This window comes from Limnohabitans sp. TEGF002 (assembly GCF_055395845.1).
The window spans coordinates 393,852-409,233 of the sequence record NZ_AP029224.1 but is presented as its reverse complement, the minus strand read 5'-3'; the positions used below and the strand labels follow the sequence as shown (position 1 = coordinate 409,233).

16 protein-coding genes are annotated in these 15,382 nt (G+C 62.8%); 12 read left to right on the top strand and 4 right to left on the bottom strand.

The genetic code is table 11. The annotated features are described in order from the left end of the window. Nucleotides 1-9 precede the first annotated feature (9 nt). The gene (locus tag ACZ5SR_RS02035) at nt 10-978 is read right to left on the bottom strand and encodes a Bug family tripartite tricarboxylate transporter substrate binding protein (RefSeq protein WP_464449926.1); all 969 of its coding nucleotides are present in this window, start codon (nt 976-978) and stop codon (nt 10-12) included. 182 nt (nt 979-1,160) lie between these two features. On the opposite strand from ACZ5SR_RS02035, the gene ACZ5SR_RS02030 reads away from it, so the two are divergent. From ACZ5SR_RS02030 to ACZ5SR_RS02010, 5 genes are all read left to right on the top strand, one after another. Beyond that, nucleotides 1,161-2,594 (top strand): aldehyde dehydrogenase family protein, encoded by a 1,434-nt coding sequence (locus ACZ5SR_RS02030; protein ID WP_464449925.1) that lies wholly within the window; start codon nt 1,161-1,163, stop codon nt 2,592-2,594. Nucleotides 2,595-2,612: 18 nt separating this feature from the next. Next, on the top strand, nt 2,613-3,503 hold the full coding sequence (locus tag ACZ5SR_RS02025; protein WP_464449924.1) for an NAD(P)-dependent oxidoreductase: 891 nt from the start codon (nt 2,613-2,615) through the stop codon (nt 3,501-3,503). Between the two features lie 44 nt (nt 3,504-3,547). Further along, on the top strand, nt 3,548-4,333 hold the full coding sequence (locus ACZ5SR_RS02020; protein WP_464449923.1) for a dioxygenase family protein: 786 nt from the start codon (nt 3,548-3,550) through the stop codon (nt 4,331-4,333). A gap of 140 nt (nt 4,334-4,473) precedes the next feature. Beyond that, entirely contained in the window at nt 4,474-5,238 is a 765-nt protein-coding gene (locus tag ACZ5SR_RS02015; protein ID WP_464449922.1) for a cytochrome b/b6 domain-containing protein, read from the top strand. Between the two features lie 158 nt (nt 5,239-5,396). Then, nucleotides 5,397-5,840 carry a universal stress protein gene (locus ACZ5SR_RS02010; protein ID WP_464449921.1) on the top strand — a complete coding sequence of 148 codons (444 nt, stop codon included), beginning with the start codon at nt 5,397-5,399 and terminating at the stop codon, nt 5,838-5,840. Between the two features lie 34 nt (nt 5,841-5,874). On the opposite strand, the gene ACZ5SR_RS02005 is transcribed toward ACZ5SR_RS02010, so the two are convergent. Next, on the bottom strand, nt 5,875-6,843 hold the full coding sequence (locus ACZ5SR_RS02005; protein WP_464449920.1) for a tripartite tricarboxylate transporter substrate binding protein: 969 nt from the start codon (nt 6,841-6,843) through the stop codon (nt 5,875-5,877). Between the two features lie 37 nt (nt 6,844-6,880). Next, on the bottom strand, nt 6,881-8,101 hold the full coding sequence (gene argE, locus ACZ5SR_RS02000) for an acetylornithine deacetylase (protein WP_464449919.1): 1,221 nt from the start codon (nt 8,099-8,101) through the stop codon (nt 6,881-6,883). 144 nt (nt 8,102-8,245) lie between these two features. On the opposite strand from argE, the gene ACZ5SR_RS01995 reads away from it, so the two are divergent. Next, nucleotides 8,246-8,563: an NIPSNAP family protein gene (locus ACZ5SR_RS01995; protein WP_464449918.1), complete on the top strand. Its 318-nt coding sequence runs from the start codon at nt 8,246-8,248 to the stop codon at nt 8,561-8,563. A gap of 39 nt (nt 8,564-8,602) precedes the next feature. Here the strand turns inward: ACZ5SR_RS01995 and ACZ5SR_RS01990 are convergent, their stop codons facing one another. Beyond that, nucleotides 8,603-9,322 carry an SDR family NAD(P)-dependent oxidoreductase gene (locus ACZ5SR_RS01990; RefSeq protein WP_108427176.1) on the bottom strand — a complete coding sequence of 240 codons (720 nt, stop codon included), beginning with the start codon at nt 9,320-9,322 and terminating at the stop codon, nt 8,603-8,605. A gap of 312 nt (nt 9,323-9,634) precedes the next feature. On the opposite strand from ACZ5SR_RS01990, the gene ACZ5SR_RS01985 reads away from it, so the two are divergent. The 6 genes from ACZ5SR_RS01985 to ACZ5SR_RS01960 all read left to right on the top strand — a co-directional run bounded on the left by ACZ5SR_RS01985 (nt 9,635) and on the right by ACZ5SR_RS01960 (nt 15,377). After that, nucleotides 9,635-10,609 (top strand): Bug family tripartite tricarboxylate transporter substrate binding protein, encoded by a 975-nt coding sequence (locus ACZ5SR_RS01985; RefSeq protein WP_464449917.1) that lies wholly within the window; start codon nt 9,635-9,637, stop codon nt 10,607-10,609. 10 nt (nt 10,610-10,619) lie between these two features. After that, on the top strand, nt 10,620-11,519 hold the full coding sequence (gene ltnD, locus ACZ5SR_RS01980) for an L-threonate dehydrogenase (RefSeq protein ID WP_464449916.1): 900 nt from the start codon (nt 10,620-10,622) through the stop codon (nt 11,517-11,519). Beyond that, complete coding sequence (gene otnK / locus ACZ5SR_RS01975; protein ID WP_464449915.1) at nt 11,516-12,772, top strand: 3-oxo-tetronate kinase; 1,257 nt, start codon at nt 11,516-11,518, stop codon at nt 12,770-12,772. The genes ltnD and otnK overlap by 4 nt, the downstream gene beginning before the upstream one ends. 132 nt (nt 12,773-12,904) lie before the next feature. Then, a complete protein-coding gene (locus ACZ5SR_RS01970; protein WP_464449914.1) occupies nt 12,905-13,564 on the top strand; it encodes a class II aldolase/adducin family protein in 660 nt (219 codons plus the stop codon). 208 nt (nt 13,565-13,772) lie between these two features. Beyond that, nucleotides 13,773-14,606: a 2-oxo-tetronate isomerase gene (otnI, locus tag ACZ5SR_RS01965; RefSeq protein ID WP_108312348.1), complete on the top strand. Its 834-nt coding sequence runs from the start codon at nt 13,773-13,775 to the stop codon at nt 14,604-14,606. A gap of 27 nt (nt 14,607-14,633) precedes the next feature. After that, nucleotides 14,634-15,377 carry a sulfite exporter TauE/SafE family protein gene (locus ACZ5SR_RS01960; RefSeq protein ID WP_464449913.1) on the top strand — a complete coding sequence of 248 codons (744 nt, stop codon included), beginning with the start codon at nt 14,634-14,636 and terminating at the stop codon, nt 15,375-15,377. The last annotated feature ends 5 nt before the right edge of the window (nt 15,378-15,382 follow it).

The window sequence follows — 15,382 nt, the reverse complement described above, 5'->3', positions numbered from 1 at the left end:
GCCTCGCGCTCAGTCGGCTTTGAAGCCGGAAGCCTTGACGATCGGGCCCCAACGGTTGGTGTCGGCTTCCATGATGCGGACCAGGTCGGCCGCGCTGCCACCGCCGGTTTCCAGACCCAGCGACAGGAACTTCTCGATCACATCGGGCGATGCCAAGGCTTTGTTCAGCGCTTTGTTGACCCGCTCGACCTCTGCGCTGGCGGTTTTGGGCGGCGCATACAAACCGAACCAGCCCTGCCCAACGATGTTGGGGAAACCCTGCTCGGCAAATGTGGGCACATCGGGCAAGACTTTGGCGCGTGCGCGGCCCGAGGTGGCAATGATGCGGGCCTTGCCAGCGCGGTGGTTCTGCAAAAACTCAAACACCACGTCAATGCCTGCAGGCACCTGGTCGCCCAACACGGCCGTTTGCAAAGGTGCACCGCCGTTGTAGGAAATATGCACCATGTCCACTTTGGCCTCCCGGGCCAGCAGCAGGCCAAAGAAATGCGGCAAGCTGCCTGCTGCAGGCGAACCAAAACTGGCCTTTTGCGGATTGGCCTTGAGCCAGGCCACGAACTCGGGCACGGTCTTGATGGGCGAATCGCCCTTGACCGCCAGCCCGAAGTTGAAATTGACCACATGGCCCACCGGCGTGAAATCGGTCACGGGGTTGTAGGGCAACTTGCTGAACACCAAGGGGGCCAGCACCGGCACCACCACAGGGGTGATCATCAAGGTGGTGCCATCGGCCGGGGCGTTTTTCAGCAATTCGGCGGCCAAACGGCCACCGGCTCCGGTCTTGTTCTCTATCACCACTGGCTGGTTCAGATCGACCCGCATTTTTTCGGCAATCGTTCTGGCCACGGTGTCAATCGAGCCACCGGGCGGAAACCCCACGATGAGTTTGATGGGCTTGTCGGACTGGGCAAGCGCTTGCGGCGCATGCAAAAGTGGCAGTGCTGAAGCAGCTGTGACCAGCAAGTGGCGGCGTTTCATGGTGTCTCCTGAGTTTTGTATGGCCAAAGGTCTTGGTGACCTTCGCTGACTCTATGCACTTTCAACATGATTGATCTAATCAACCAGCCCTATCGTTTTCCCTAGGGTCGTCCTCACAGCCATGCCGCGAGGCCCCTTTGAGCAAGTTGTAAACTGACCGAATGACATTGGAGACTGCCCCCATGAAACTGCACTACATCGACAACCAGCACGTCGCTCCGGCATCGGGCCAGGACATCCCGGTCATCGATCCGTCCACCGGCGAACAGTTCGACGCCATTGCCCGAGGCAATGCGTCTGACATTGACCGTGCCGTGGTCGCGGCCCGTGAAGCCTTCAACGGGGCCTGGGGCAAGCTGAACGCCATGGAACGTGGTCGATTGCTGCACCGACTGTCGCAACACATGCTGGCGCACATCGACGAACTGGCCGCCATCGAGTCGCGCGACTGCGGCAAGCCCACCACGCTGGCACGCGGTGACGTCACGGCGGTGGCGCGTTACTTTGAGTTCTATGCCGGTGCAGCCGACAAGCTCATGGGCGAGACCATTCCTTTTTACAACGGCCACACCGTGTTCACCCTGCGCGAACCGTTTGGCGTGACCGGGCACGTCATCCCTTGGAATTACCCGCTGCAGATTTTTGGCCGCAGCGTGGCCGCTTCGCTGGCAGTGGGCAACGCCTGCGTGGTCAAACCAGCCGAAGACGCTTGCCTGTCGATCCTGCGTGTGGCCGAGATGGCCGCCGAAGTCGGCTTTCCGGCGGGTGCGCTCAACATCGTGACCGGTTATGGCCACGAAGCGGGCGACCTGCTGGTGCGCCACCCGGGCGTGGACCATGTGTCATTCACCGGCTCACCTCGCGTGGGCCAGCTGGTGATCCAAGCCGCAGCCGAACACCATGCGCCCGTCACGCTGGAGCTGGGCGGCAAGTCGCCGCAGATCATTTTTGGCGACGCCGACATGGACGCCATGACCACGGTGGTGACCAACGCCATCGTGCAAAACGCAGGGCAGACCTGCTCGGCAGGCAGCCGCGCGCTGGTGCACCGCCCGGTGTACGAAGCCGTGGTCGAGCGTTTGGCCAAGTCTTTTGCCGCCACACGCACCGGCCCTGCCCACATGGACCTGAACTGCGGACCACTCATCCGAGAGTCTCAGATGCAGCGTGTGCGCAGCTTTGTCGAGCTGGCCAAAACGGACGGCCTGCCGATTGCCGCACAAGGCCAGCTGGTGCCCGAAGCGCCCCAAGGCGGCTTTTACCAAGTGCCCACGCTGATCCGCGATGTGCCCATCGAGCACCGCTTGGCTCAGGAAGAGATCTTCGGCCCGGTCTTGACCATCTCGCCCTTTGACGACGAAGACCACGCCATCGAATTGGCCAACGGCACTGAATACGGCTTGGCCGCTGCCCTGTGGACGCAGGACGGCGGTCGCCAGCTGCGCATGGCGCGTCGCTTGCAAAGCGGTCAGGTGTTTGTGAACAACTACGGCGCCGGCGGCGGTATTGAGCTGCCCTTTGGCGGCGTCAAGGCCAGCGGCCACGGACGCGAAAAAGGCTTTGAAGCGCTCTACAGCTTCACCACACTCAAGACCATCACCCTCAAACACGGCTGAACGCCGCTGGAGCCGTACATGCAAAACCCCCGCATTGGCATGATCGGCCTGGGCCTGATGGGCTTGGGCATCGCCACCAACATCGTCAAAAAGGGCTTTGCGCTCACGGCCATGGAGCACCCAGGCAACCAGCCGCTGGGTGACTTGATCGCCGCAGGTGCACACACTGCGCCGACGGCTCAGGCCGTAGCGCAGACGAGCGACATCGTGATCCTGTGCGTCAATGGCTCAGCCCAGGTCGAGGCCATTTTGGCCGGCGACACCGGCTTGCTGATGGGCCTGCGCGAAGGCATGACGGTGATCGACTGCTCGACCAGCATCCCGGCGTCCACTCAGCAAGTGGCTGCCAAGCTGGCGCAGCGTGGTGTGCATTTCATGGATGCGGCCATGACCCGCACCCCCAACGAAGCGATGCAGGGCCGCCTGAACCTGCTCGTCGGCGGCGATGCGGCCTTGCTAGAAAAGTGCCGTCCGCTGTTGTCCACCTTCGCCGAAAACATCGTGCATGCGGGCGAAGTGAGCGCAGGCCACAGCATGAAGCTGCTGCACAACTTTGTCTCGCTAGGCTCGGTCACGCTGCTGGCCGAAGCGGCGGCGTGTGCACGCCGCTCGGGCATTGACGACGAGGTGTTTGTCGAGGTGCTGGAAAAAGGCGGCGGCTGGGGCGCCGCGCTGGAACGCCTCAAGCCCTATTTGTTGCGCGGCGAAACCTCGGGCTTGCGTTTTTCGATGGGCAATGCCCTCAAGGATCTGGGCTACTACGCTGACATGGCGCGCGAAACCGGTTCGCACGACGCGGCGGCCACGGCCATGCAAAGCACGCTGGCCGCGGCCTGCCAGGCGGTCGATCCGCAGACCTTGCTGCCCGAGTTGGTGGGGCAGCTGGCCAAGGGCGCGCTCAAGGCCTGATGGGAGTGCCTCCCCCATAACCCAACTTGTTGTCACCCTTCTCCATGTCTTCACCCCGCTCCGTTTTGTTTGTGCCCCACGGTTCACCCATGTTCGCCCTGCACCCCGGTGCGGCGGGCGCGGCCATGACGGAGCTGGCAGCGCGCTTGGGCAAGCCCCGCGCCATCGTGGTGATCAGCCCGCACTGGGAAACGGCCGTACCCACGGTGGGCTTTGCCACCCGGCCAGAAACCATCCACGATTTTGGTGGCTTTGACCCGCGCCTGTACGAGATGCAGTACCCCGCCACCGGCTGCCCCGAAGTGGCGGCGCAGGTGGTCGACGCTTTGCAAAATGCCGGCCTGTCCGTGGCACAAGACGCCGAGCGAGGCCTTGACCACGGTGCCTGGACTCCGCTGCGACAGATGTTCCCCGATGCCGATGTGCCGGTGGTGCCGCTGTCGGTGCAAAGCCGCCTGGGTCCGACGCATGCTTACCGCGTCGGTCAAGCGCTTGCTGGTTTGGCGCAGCAAGGCATTCTGGTGGTGGGTTCAGGCAACATCACGCACAACCTGCGCGACTTCATGATGGTGCGCATGCAAGGCGGCGCCACCCCCTCCTATGTGCAGACCTTTGCCGACTGGGTCTACGCCCACATGACGGCGCACGACGTGCCCGGCTTGATGGCTTACCGACAGCAAAGTGCTGGACAACGCGCTCACCCGACGGACGAGCACCTGCTGCCCTTGTTCACCGCTTTAGGCGCTGCGGGTGCTGATGCACAAGCCAAAGCGTTTTTCCGGGGTATCAGCGACCACGTCATCGCGATGGATGGCTACACTTTTCATTGACTTGGCTTCGGTCACCCGTCTGTGTGGTCAGGGCTGAAGGCCCTTGCAAGGACGTGTTTAGCTGCGACTGCAGTGCACAGAATAAAGCCGATCTGTGGCTTACCTGATCCAGCGCAAACCCTCAAGCGCCGGAAGCACCCATGATCAAAGCATTGTTCATGACCACCTTGACCACCTCCCACCCTGAACCTAGTGCGGCCAGCGACCCAGCCATCGCGCCGACCACACCCGCCAAGCCGGTGACACCCCTGGGCCCTGGCCGCCTCGTGACCGACGCGCCCATGCGCATGTTCCATTGGCTGTTTGCCCTGAGCTTTGTGGGGGCCTACATCAGCGCCGACAGCGAACACTGGCGGCTGGTGCATGTGGTGCTGGGCTACACCTTGGCGGGCTTGCTGGCTTTTCGGATCGTTTATGGCTTGGTGGGACCCAGACCGGCCAGGTTCAGCACGATGTGGCGCAAAGTCAGTGGGGCCAAAGCCTGGTTGAAAACCCTTCAAACCGCTTGGCGCCCCGGCGGTTCCTGGCAAGCGGTGGCCTGGCGGCAGGCGCCTGTCTTGTTGATGGCCATGTCCTTGCTGGCCTTACTGGCGGTGGTGTTGCCGCTGACCCTGAGCGGTTACGGCACCTTCCACGAGTGGGGTGGCGATCTGGGTGTCGAGGTGTTCGAGTCATTGCACGAGTTTTTTGGCAACACCGCTTTGAGCCTGGTGCTGTTGCATCTGGCCCTGCTGGCCGGTCAAAGCTACTGGCGTCAAAAAAACTTGGCGCTGCCCATGCTCACGGGTCGTCTCGAGGGCCGGGGCCCCGACCTGATCGCACACAACCGGGTGTGGCTGGCGATCTTGTTGCTGCTGTGTGTGCTGGCCTACCTCGCGTGGGAGATTTACAGCGCTGGCTTGTGACGAGCAGGTATAGCCCGGTATAGAGATCTCTATCCAAAGACAAATGGTCAGATGGGGCGCATTTTTTTAGCATGAGGCCACACGGTTCTCCTGAGCAGGCGCTGGGGTCCAGTGTGTTGCGTGGCTCCCCACGTCATTTCCTCACTTCGGAGAACTTCATGCCCATGTTCAAAAAAATCCTTGTTCCCGTGGACGGCAGTGCCACTTCCACCAAAGCCGTTGACTTGGCATTGCGCATGGCACAAGACGATCAGGCCAGTGTTCGCTTGCTCCACTGCATTGACGAGACGTCCTTCCTCGACGCCTATGAGTATTCCAGTGAATTGATCCAACAAGCGCGGCAAGCGGGCCAGAAGATCTTGCAGGACGGTCAAGCGGCTGCAAAAAAGTTGGGGGTGAATGCCGACACCCTGTTGCTGGAGCGCGCAGGCCAGCGTCTTGGACAGTCAGTGGCCAACGCTGTTGGTGACTGGGGGGCTGATCTGGTGGTGGTCGGCAGTCACGGCCGCCGGGGCATTGGCCGCCTGCTGCTGGGCAGTGGTTCAGAGCAGATTTTGCGCGACAGTCCTGTGCCTGTGCTGTTGGTCAGGGGCTTTGACTGAGCGGGTTGTTCACAGCCCGCTCCACCATGGAGCCTCAGTCGATCTTCGCGCCCGACGCCTTGACCACCTGCGCCATGCGCACATAGTCGGCCGCCAGCAACTTGGCAAAGTCGGCATTGCTCATGTCGCGTGGCTCGATGCCCTGCTTGTCCAGGCGCTCCAGGATCACCGGGTCCTTGAGCAGCTTGCTCACCGCCGCATGGATGCGGTTGGCCTGCTCTGCGGGCACGCCTGCAGGGCCGAGCAAACCAAACCACGAATCGAACTGGTAACCCGGCAAGCCGCTTTCGGCCAGGGTGGGCAAGTCGGGCAGGTATTTGCTGCGCTTGGGCGAGGTCACACCCAGCAAACGGATGCGGCTGTCCTTGGAGAAGGCCAAAGCGCCGATGCTGGCAGCGATGACCGCATGGGCACGGCCGGAAATGACTTCGTTGATCGCCTCGCCCGTGGCCTTGAGCGGCACATGCACCACATCGATGCCTGCCAGGCCCGTGAAGTACGCCATGGCCAGGTGCGTGGCACTGCCCACACCAGCGCTGGCGTAGTTCATCTTGCCGGGGTTGGCCTTGGCGTGGCGGATGAATTCGGCCGCCGTCTTGGCGGGCACGTCGGGGTGCACCATGAGCACATAGCTGGCGCTGCCGATGTGGCCCAGTGGCGCAAAGTCTTTTTGCGGGTCGTAGGTCAGTTTGGTGTACAGCGAGCCTGCAATGTTGTGGCTGGCCGCGGCCATGACCATGACCGAACCATCGGCTTCGGCGCGGGCCACATAGGCGTTGCCAATCGTGCCACCTGCGCCCGCGCGGTTTTCCACGATCACCGTTTGACCCAAAGCCGCCCCCATCTCGACCGAGAACGAACGCGCCAGGATGTCCTGCACACCACCCGGTGCAAAAGGCACCACGATGCGCACCGGTTTGGTGGATTGGGCCTGGGCCATGCCCACCGCCGACAGCAAAGCCGTGCCCAAGCTGGACGCCAAAAGTTCACGCCGTTGAATCATGTGTGTTTCCTTGAAAAGTTTTCTGTTCATTCAAAAATCAGGCCACGCACACCCGGTCGGCCAGGCGGCGCATGAAGCGCTCGCACCAGGCCAGTTGTTCCAGCGTGACCCATTCGTTGGGCTGGTGCGCCTGCGCAATGTGGCCGGGGCCGCAGACGATGGTGGGCACACCCGCCTGGTGAAACAGAGCAGCTTCCGTGCCAAACGAGACCTTGCCCGCGCCACTGGCCGGATCGACCTCGGCGCAGTCAAAACACAGCTGCGCGATCTCGCTGTCGGCCGCCGTGGCAAAGCCGGGCAACACCGATTTGAGTTCGTGCGTGATGCCCGTGTCGGGTGCGACGGCCTGCATGGTGGGCACCAGGCTCTCGCCAAAGGCCTTGGCCCGTGCAAACAGCTCTTCGGGCGTGTTCATGTGGTGGTGGCGAATCTCCCAGGTCACCTCGCACTGGCGCGGGATGATGTTGAGCGCCGTACCCCCTGCGATCACACCCGTGTGGATGGTGGTGTGGGGCACGTCGTAGATCGGGTCGAACGGGCCGTTTTGCGCCAGTTCGCGGTGCATGCTTTTCAGGTGAGCAACAAACTCGCAAGCGATCTCGACCGCGTTCACGCCCAACGGCGTAAGAGAAGAGTGCGCCTCAAAACCGTGCACCGTGGTTTTGTACGAATGCTTGCCTTTGTGCGCAATCACCACCTGCATACCGGTGGGCTCGCCCACGATGCAGCCTGCAGGCTTGAAGCCCTGGGCCTGCATGTCGGCGATCATGCGGCGCACGCCAATGCAGCCGACTTCTTCGTCATAGCTGAAAGCCAAATGGATCGGGCGCTTGAGTTTTCTTTTCAACAACTCGGGCACCATCATCAGACAGATCGCGCCAAAACTCTTCATGTCGGTCACGCCGCGGCCGTACATCTTGTCGCCTTGAATCACGACCTTGAACGGGTCGGTGTCCCAGGGCTGGCCGTCGACGGGCACCACGTCGGTGTGGCCCGAGAGCACCAGCCCACCCACCTTGGTTTCGCCGTCGTGCGCTGGCAGCGTGGCCCAGAGGTTGGCTTTTTGGCCACTGTCGTCGTAGGTGCGGCTGCAGGCAATGCCCAAGTCCTTCAGGTAAGCCTCGGTCCAATCCAGCAAGGCCAGGTTGCTGTCGCGCGAGACGGTGGCAAAGGCGATCCATTTTTCGATCAGGGGCAGGGCGGCCAGGTCGGTGGCCTGGACCGAGGACAGGGCAGCTTGAGGAAGCGGGGCGTTCATGGGGGACTCCGTTCAAAAGGGGTTCCAACTGGGGCGCTTGATCTTACCGGGCCAAGCGCCCGGCCGCGTCACCTTGCCGACATGGGTCGGCTGCGGCTGCCTCTAAAGTGGACATGCAACCCTCCCTCAACCTCTGGAGTCTCCATGGCCATTTACGAGCTGCGCACCTATTCCGTGATTGTCGGAAAAATGTCCGAAGTCATCTCGCACTACAAAAACGAGGGCTGGCCTGCGCTGGCCAAGCACCCGCCAAAACTGGTGGGCTATTTCACGGGCGATGTGGGTGCCTTGAACGAGCTGATCCATGTCTGGAAGTTCGACGACGACGCCGACCGCCGCGCCTTTTGGGCCGGGGTGTTTGCCGACCCGGAATTCATGGCCTTTGCCGCCAAGATCCGCCCGCTGATGCGTGAGCAAAACAACAAGCTCATGCTGTCGGCCCCCTTGGGCCCGCAACCCTGAGCCGCTTGGGTGGCCGCATGCGCCGCCCGGGCTCGGTCTCTACTGCACCAGGTAGCCCCCATCCACCGGCAGGATCACGCCCGTCACAAAGCGGGCTGCCGGGCTGGCCAAAAACAGCACCGGATCGGCCACTTCTTCGGGCTGGCCCCAACGGCCCATGGGCGTGCGGCCCACGATCTGGGCGCTGCGCGTCGGGTCGTCTTGCAAGGCCTGCGTCAAGGGCGTGGCGATCCAGCCCGGGGCCACCGCGTTCACCCGGATGCCGTCGACCGCATACGCAATGGCCAGCGACTTGGTCAGCTGCGCCACACCACCCTTGCTCGCGCTGTAGCCCGGCGTCGGGCTGCTGCCAAAAAAGCTCAACATCGAGGCGATATTGACGATGCAGCCCTGGCGGGCCTTCAAGGCGGCACGCGCCGCAGCGCAGGCGCGCATGGTCCCGTTCAGGTTGATGTCCACGGTTTTCGCGAACACCTCCGGGTCATGCTCGACCCCGCGCTGCACGATGCCCGCGCAATTGACCAACACATCCAGCTCGGTGAATTCGCCCAAACTTTTTTGCACCTGTTCGTTGTGACGCACATCCAGCACCTGAAATGCGATGCGTTGGTTGGCGGGCAAAGCCTGCGCCGCCGCAACCTCGGCGGGCGTGGCCCCTGTGGCCGTCACACGCGCACCCGTGGCGGCGAATGCCCGGGCAATGGCTGCGCCAATGCCGCTGGTGCCTCCGGTGATGAAAACTTGTTTGACGGTGTCCATGCCGCGTCTCACTTTCTGGGTTTTGAGAGTCCAGCTTACAAGGGCATGCAGGGTTTGCGCTGTCACCCAAGGGCGTGGGGGGGCAGGTTGGGCGATGGGTTGGGGCGGGTTGATGGTGGGTTGGCGGTGCAGACATGGATTCCCGCATTCGCGGGAATGACAAGAGGGGTGCGAGCGGGAATGACAACAAGGGTCAACGCGGAATGACAAGAGGAGGCATGACGGCTGCGACGGGGTTCCCCGTGTTCTCCCTGATGCTGGGGTCTTGCAAAATTTGTATGATGACCTGATTAATTTGAATCAGGAGTCCCCATGCAACGCAGAAACTGGATCGCGGCGGCCGTTGCCGTGGTCGCCATATCGCCCTTGTTGGCCCCCACTGCTTTGGCGCAAGCCTGGCCTGCACGCCCCATCAAGCTGGTGGTACCCTTCCCGCCCGGCGGTCTGATCGACAACATGGCCCGTCTGGTGGCGCCCAAGTTGTCGCAAGAGTTGGGGCAGCCCATCGTGATCGACAACAAGCCCGGCGCGGGTGGCAACCTGGGCGCAGCCGAGGCCTCGCGGGCCGCGCCCGATGGGTACACGCTGCTGATGGCCTCGCCCCCGCTGACGATCAACCCTGCGCTTTACAACAAGCTGCCCTACAAGCCCGAGCAAATCGTTCCAGTCGGCCTGCTCGGGCGCGTGCCGAATGTGTTGGTGGTCAACCCGGCGTCCGGCATCCAAAGCGTGGCCGATTTGAGTGCCCGCATCAAGGCCAAGCCTGGCCAACTCAACTACGCATCCAACGGCCAGGGCACGTCCTTGCACCTGAGCGCCGAACTCTACAAAAGCCAGTCCGGCCTGTTCATCACGCACATCCCCTACCGGGGTGCGGCGGCGGGCTTGACGGCGGTGATGGCCGACGAAGTCAGCATGATGTTTGACAACCTGCCTTCGGCCCTGGGCCTGATCAACGGCGGCAAGCTCAAGGCCCTGGCCGTGACCACGCCCCAGCGCAGCAGCGCCTTGCCGGGCGTGCCCACCATGGAAGAAGCTGGGGTCAAGGGCTATCAGGTGTTTGCATGGTTCGGCGTGGCTGCGCCTGCGGGCTTGCCTGCACCGGTCGCGCAAAAACTGGAACAAGCCCTGGAGCGCGTGGCCAAGCAGCCCGAAGTCCAGGCCGCCATCCAGAAAGCCGGTGCCGAGCCCACCTGGGTGAACGCGCAAGGCATGGCCAGCTTCATGCAGGCCGACATGGCGCAATGGAAAAAAGTGGCGGCCTACGCCAAGATCACACTGGATTGAGAGCACGAACATGAGCACAGTCGGATTGATTGGTTTGGGGGCCATGGGCTCGGGCATGGCCGCATCGTTGCGCCGCGCCGGGCACAGCGTGCAGGTGTTCGATGTGCGCCGCGAAGTCGCTGCGGCCTTTGCCCAAAACGGTGGTGTGGCACACGACACGTTGGCCTCGCTGGGCGCGGCGTGCGATGTGATCGTGTCTGTCGTGGTCAATGCCGCGCAGACCGAGAGCGTGCTGTTTGGCGACGGCACCACGCCGGGCTGTGCAGCGAGCATGAAGCCCGGCAGCGTGTTCGTGATGTGCTCCACCGTCGACCCGAACTGGTCGGTCGCGCTCGAGGCTCGGCTCGAAGCCATGGGCCTGCGTTATGTGGACGCGCCCATCTCGGGCGGTGCGGCCAAAGCCGCTTCAGGCCAGATGACCATGATGACGGCGGGCAAGCCCGAGGCTTATGCATTGGCCGAGCCCTTTTTGAACGCCATGGCCGCCAAGGTCTACAAGCTGGGCGACAGCGCGGGCGCGGGCAGCAAGGTCAAGATCATCAACCAGCTGCTGGCGGGCGTGCACATCGCCGCGGCGGCCGAAGCCATGGCCCTGGGCCTGCGCGAGGGTGTAGACCCGGCCGCTTTGTACGAGGTCATCACCAACAGCGCGGGCAACAGCTGGATGTTTGAAAACCGCATGGCCCATGTGCTGGCGGCCGACTACACGCCACTGTCGGCGGTGGACATTTTTGTGAAGGATCTGGGCATCGTGCTCGACGTGGCGCGTGCCAGCAAGTTCCCGCTGCCGCTGTCGAGCACCGCGCACCAGATGTTCATGCAGGCCAGCACCGCGGGCTTTGCCAAGGAAGACGACAGCGCGGTGATCAAGATTTTTCCGGGCATTGAACTGCCGAAAGGCAAGGCATGAAAATCAAACTGGGCTGTATTGCCGACGACTTTACCGGCGCCACGGACCTCGCCAACAACCTGGTGCGCTCGGGCATGCGGGTGGTGCAGACGATCGGTGTGCCCACTTCGCCACTGGCCGCCGAGGTAGACGCGGTGGTGGTGGCGCTCAAATCGCGCACCATTCCTGCTGCTGAGGCCATCGCGCAATCGCTTGACGCTTTGAAGTGGTTGCAGGCGCAAGGCGCACAGCAAATTTATTTCAAATACTGCTCGACCTTTGACAGCACGCCCGAAGGCAACATCGGCCCAGTGACTGAGGCGCTGATGGACGCGCTGGGCACGGACTTCACCATCGCCACCCCGGCCTTTCCGGACAACGGCCGCACCGTGTTCAAGGGCTACCTGTTTGCAGGCAACGTGTTGCTGAATGAATCGGGCATGCAAAACCACCCGCTCACACCGATGACCGACGCCAACTTGGTGCGTGTGATGCAGGCGCAAACGAAGCGCAAGGTGGGCTTGATCGATTACAAAACCGTGGCACAGGGCGAAGGCGCGATCCGCGAACGCATCGCCGCTTTGCGCGCTGATGGTGTGGGCGTGGCCGTGGTGGACGCGACCAGCAACGACGACCTGCACCTGCTCGGGCCTGCCCTGAAGGGCATGCCGCTCGTCACCGCCGGCTCGGGCGTGGCCATTGGCCTGCCCGCCAATTTTGGCCTGAAGCCTTCGCTGCAAGCGAGCCAGTTGCCTGCGGCCAGTGGCTTGCAGGCCGTGGTCTCGGGCAGCTGCTCTGTGACCACCAACGCGCAAGTGGCGCACTTCAAAGCCAGCGGTCGGCCCGCTCGGGCCATTGACCCCGCCAGCTTGATGCATGGCCAAAGTGAGGCCGTGGTGCAGCAGGTACTGGCCTGGGCCGCGCCGCTGCTCCAGGACGGTCCGGTGCTGGCGTACTCCACCGCCGAACCCGAAGCCGTCAAAGCCGTGCAGGCGCAGCTGGGGGTGGCCGAGGCGGGCGCTTTGGTCGAGGACGCGCTGGCCGCCGTGGCGCGTGGTTTGGTCGGTCTGGGTGTGAAGCAGCTGGTGGTGGCTGGGGGCGAAACTTCAGGCGCTTGTGTGCAGGCCCTGGGCATCGCGCAGCTGCAAATCGGCCCGCAAATCGACCCGGGTGTGCCCTGGTGCCATGCGCCTTCCGGTGTGCACATCACGCTCAAGTCGGGCAACTTTGGTACCGAGGACTTTTTCACCAAAGCCTTTGCGACCTTGCAATGAGCCATCTCCCTGTAGGAGCGAGCCCCCGCTCGCGAATGTGGGTCTGTGCCACAGCCAGTATTCGACCGCAGGGGCGACCTCCCACAAAAACGGCCGCTCCTACAATGCCCCCATGCCATCCGGAGACCGCGCATGAATGAATCCCAAGCCCGCGAAGAGATCTGCCGCGTGGGCCGCAGCCTGTTCGAGCGCGGCTATGTGCACGCCACGGCAGGCAACATCAGCGTGCGGCTCCATGACGGCTTTCTGATCACGCCCACCGATGCGTGTCTGGGTTTTCTGGACCCGGCACGCCTGGCCAAGCTGGACCTGCAAGGCCAGCAAATCAGCGGTGACAAAGGCAGCAAAACCATCGCCTTGCACCGTCAGATTTACGCCGCAGCTTGCGAGCACGATGCCGACACGCGCTGCGTGATCCACACGCACAGCACGCACTGCGTGGCCCTCAGCCTGAACGCTCAAGGCCCTGAACTGCTGCCGCCCATCACGCCTTACTTTGTGATGAAGGTCGGCCATGTGCCACTGGTGCCTTACCACCGCCCGGGCAGCCCCGATGCCGCGCAAACTGTGGCCGACCTGATCCGCCAATATGCCGCTCGCGGCACGCCCATCCGTGCGGTGATGCTCACCCGCCTGGGGCCCAATGTGTGGCACGACACGCCCGCCGCCGCCATGGCCACGCTCGAAGAGCTGGAAGAAACGGCACGGCTGATGCAGCTGCAAGCCCACACGCCCCCCCTGCACGCCAGCGAACTGGACGAACTGCGCCAAGTCTTTGGAGCGAGGTGGTGATGCGCCAGCCCATGGATATCTTCAGCTTGTCATCCCGGCCTCCGAGCGGGGATCCAGCATGGGTGGGTGCACATGGACCCCGGATCAAGTCCGGGGTGACAATGGCTTGTTAGGCCTGAGTCAGACAACAGCATGTTGTGCCTGAGTCTGACAATGGCACCTTGCGTCCGAACCCTCGACCCCCATCACGTTTTATCGAAAGAAACCCATGCCCCGTTTTGCCGCCAACCTCTCGATGATGTACCCCGATCTGCCGTTTCTGGACCGCTTTGAAGCCGCGGCCAAAGACGGTTTCAAGGCGGTGGAATATTTGTTTCCTTATGCCTTCCCAGCCCAAGAGCTGGCCGCCCGCCTGAAGGTCAACGGCTTGCAGCAAGTGCTCTTCAATGCCCCACCGGGCGGCACCGACACCGACAGCTTTGGCAAGGCTTGGGATACGGGCCAACGGGGCACGGCCAGTGTGCCCGGACGCGAAGCCGAGTTTCGCACCGGTTTTGCACAAGCACTGGTTTATGCCGAGGCGCTGAACTGCCCACGCATACACGCCATGGTGGGCCTGCGGGCCGAGGGGGCCAGCCCTGAAGCGGCTGACGCCACACTCATCAGCAACGTGCAATGGGCCGCGGCCGAAGCAGCCAAGGTCGGGCGCGATGTACTGGTCGAGCCCATCAACACGCGCAGCGTGCCGGGCTTTCACCTCAACCGCCAGGACCACGCGCACCGCATCGTGCAAGCGGTGGGTGCGGCCAATGTGAAGGTGCAAATGGACCTGTTCCACTGCCAGATCGTGGAGGGCGACCTGAGCACCAAGATCGCCCAGTACCTGCCCACGGGCCGGGTGGGGCATTTTCAGATTGCCGAGGTGCCCAACCGCCACGAGCCGGGCACGGGCGAGGTGAACTGGACGCACATCTTCCAGACCATCGACAAGGTGTCGGCCGAATGCGGCTGGGATGGCTGGATCGGCTGCGAGTACAACCCGGCCGACGCTTCGGCGGGGGGCACTTCGCGGGGCTTGGAGTGGGTGCGTCCTTATCTGTGAATCAAGGGCGTTGTGACCTGAGCTGTGATGGATGATCCTCATTACCTGATTTGGGCGGGCCTGGCTGCAGCCATGGTGGGTCTGTCCAAAGGGGGCTTGCCCACGGTGGGCATGCTGTCCGTGCCCATTCTTTCGCTGTTCATGTCCCCGCTCAAAGCAGTCGTGATGCTGCTGCCCATCTACATCATCTCTGACATGGTCGGGTTGTGGTTGTACCGCAAAAATTTCAGCGCCATCAATCTGAAAATCCTCGTTCCGGCTGGCCTGGGCGGTGTGTTGATGGGCTGGCTCACCGCCTCGCTGGTGTCCGACACGGCCGTGAAAATGATGATCGGTCTCATGGGGGTGGGCTTTGTGCTCAACGCCTGGCGCAAGCGCAATACCGCGCAAACGCCGCGCCCGGCCAGCCGGATCAAGGGACTGCTGTGGGGCGGCTTGTCCGGTTTTACCAGCTTCATCTCACATGCGGGTGGCCCACCGTTTCAGGTTTACCTGCTGCCCCAACAACTGCCCAAGCTGGTGTTTGCCGGCACCTCAACCTTGTTTTTTGCTGTCATCAACCTGGCCAAACTAGGGCCTTACCACCAGCTGCAGCCCTATGGCCCCAATGATCTGACGGGCGCACTGGTGCTGATCCCGTTTGCCTTGGTGGGCACCGTGGTGGGCGCTTATCTGACACGCAAAATCGCCGACGACTGGTTCTTTAAATGGGTGCAGGTGGGCTTGCTGTTGGTATCACTGAAGTTGATCCTGGACGTTGTCCGGGCTTGAACCCC

Coding starts and splice junctions, on each gene's coding strand:
- ACZ5SR_RS02005 (WP_464449920.1), bottom strand. CDS start 6,843: ATGATTCAACGGCGTGAACTTTTGGCGTCCAGCTTGGGCACGGCTTTG.
- ltnD (WP_464449916.1), top strand. CDS start 10,620: ATGAGCACAGTCGGATTGATTGGTTTGGGGGCCATGGGCTCGGGCATG.
- ACZ5SR_RS02020 (WP_464449923.1), top strand. CDS start 3,548: ATGTCTTCACCCCGCTCCGTTTTGTTTGTGCCCCACGGTTCACCCATG.
- argE (WP_464449919.1), bottom strand. CDS start 8,101: ATGAACGCCCCGCTTCCTCAAGCTGCCCTGTCCTCGGTCCAGGCCACC.
- ACZ5SR_RS01995 (WP_464449918.1), top strand. CDS start 8,246: ATGGCCATTTACGAGCTGCGCACCTATTCCGTGATTGTCGGAAAAATG.
- ACZ5SR_RS02030 (WP_464449925.1), top strand. CDS start 1,161: ATGAAACTGCACTACATCGACAACCAGCACGTCGCTCCGGCATCGGGC.
- ACZ5SR_RS01990 (WP_108427176.1), bottom strand. CDS start 9,322: ATGGACACCGTCAAACAAGTTTTCATCACCGGAGGCACCAGCGGCATT.
- ACZ5SR_RS01960 (WP_464449913.1), top strand. CDS start 14,634: ATGGATGATCCTCATTACCTGATTTGGGCGGGCCTGGCTGCAGCCATG.
- ACZ5SR_RS02035 (WP_464449926.1), bottom strand. CDS start 978: ATGAAACGCCGCCACTTGCTGGTCACAGCTGCTTCAGCACTGCCACTT.
- ACZ5SR_RS02010 (WP_464449921.1), top strand. CDS start 5,397: ATGCCCATGTTCAAAAAAATCCTTGTTCCCGTGGACGGCAGTGCCACT.
- ACZ5SR_RS01970 (WP_464449914.1), top strand. CDS start 12,905: ATGAATGAATCCCAAGCCCGCGAAGAGATCTGCCGCGTGGGCCGCAGC.
- otnI (WP_108312348.1), top strand. CDS start 13,773: ATGCCCCGTTTTGCCGCCAACCTCTCGATGATGTACCCCGATCTGCCG.
- ACZ5SR_RS02015 (WP_464449922.1), top strand. CDS start 4,474: ATGATCAAAGCATTGTTCATGACCACCTTGACCACCTCCCACCCTGAA.
- ACZ5SR_RS02025 (WP_464449924.1), top strand. CDS start 2,613: ATGCAAAACCCCCGCATTGGCATGATCGGCCTGGGCCTGATGGGCTTG.
- ACZ5SR_RS01985 (WP_464449917.1), top strand. CDS start 9,635: ATGCAACGCAGAAACTGGATCGCGGCGGCCGTTGCCGTGGTCGCCATA.
- otnK (WP_464449915.1), top strand. CDS start 11,516: ATGAAAATCAAACTGGGCTGTATTGCCGACGACTTTACCGGCGCCACG.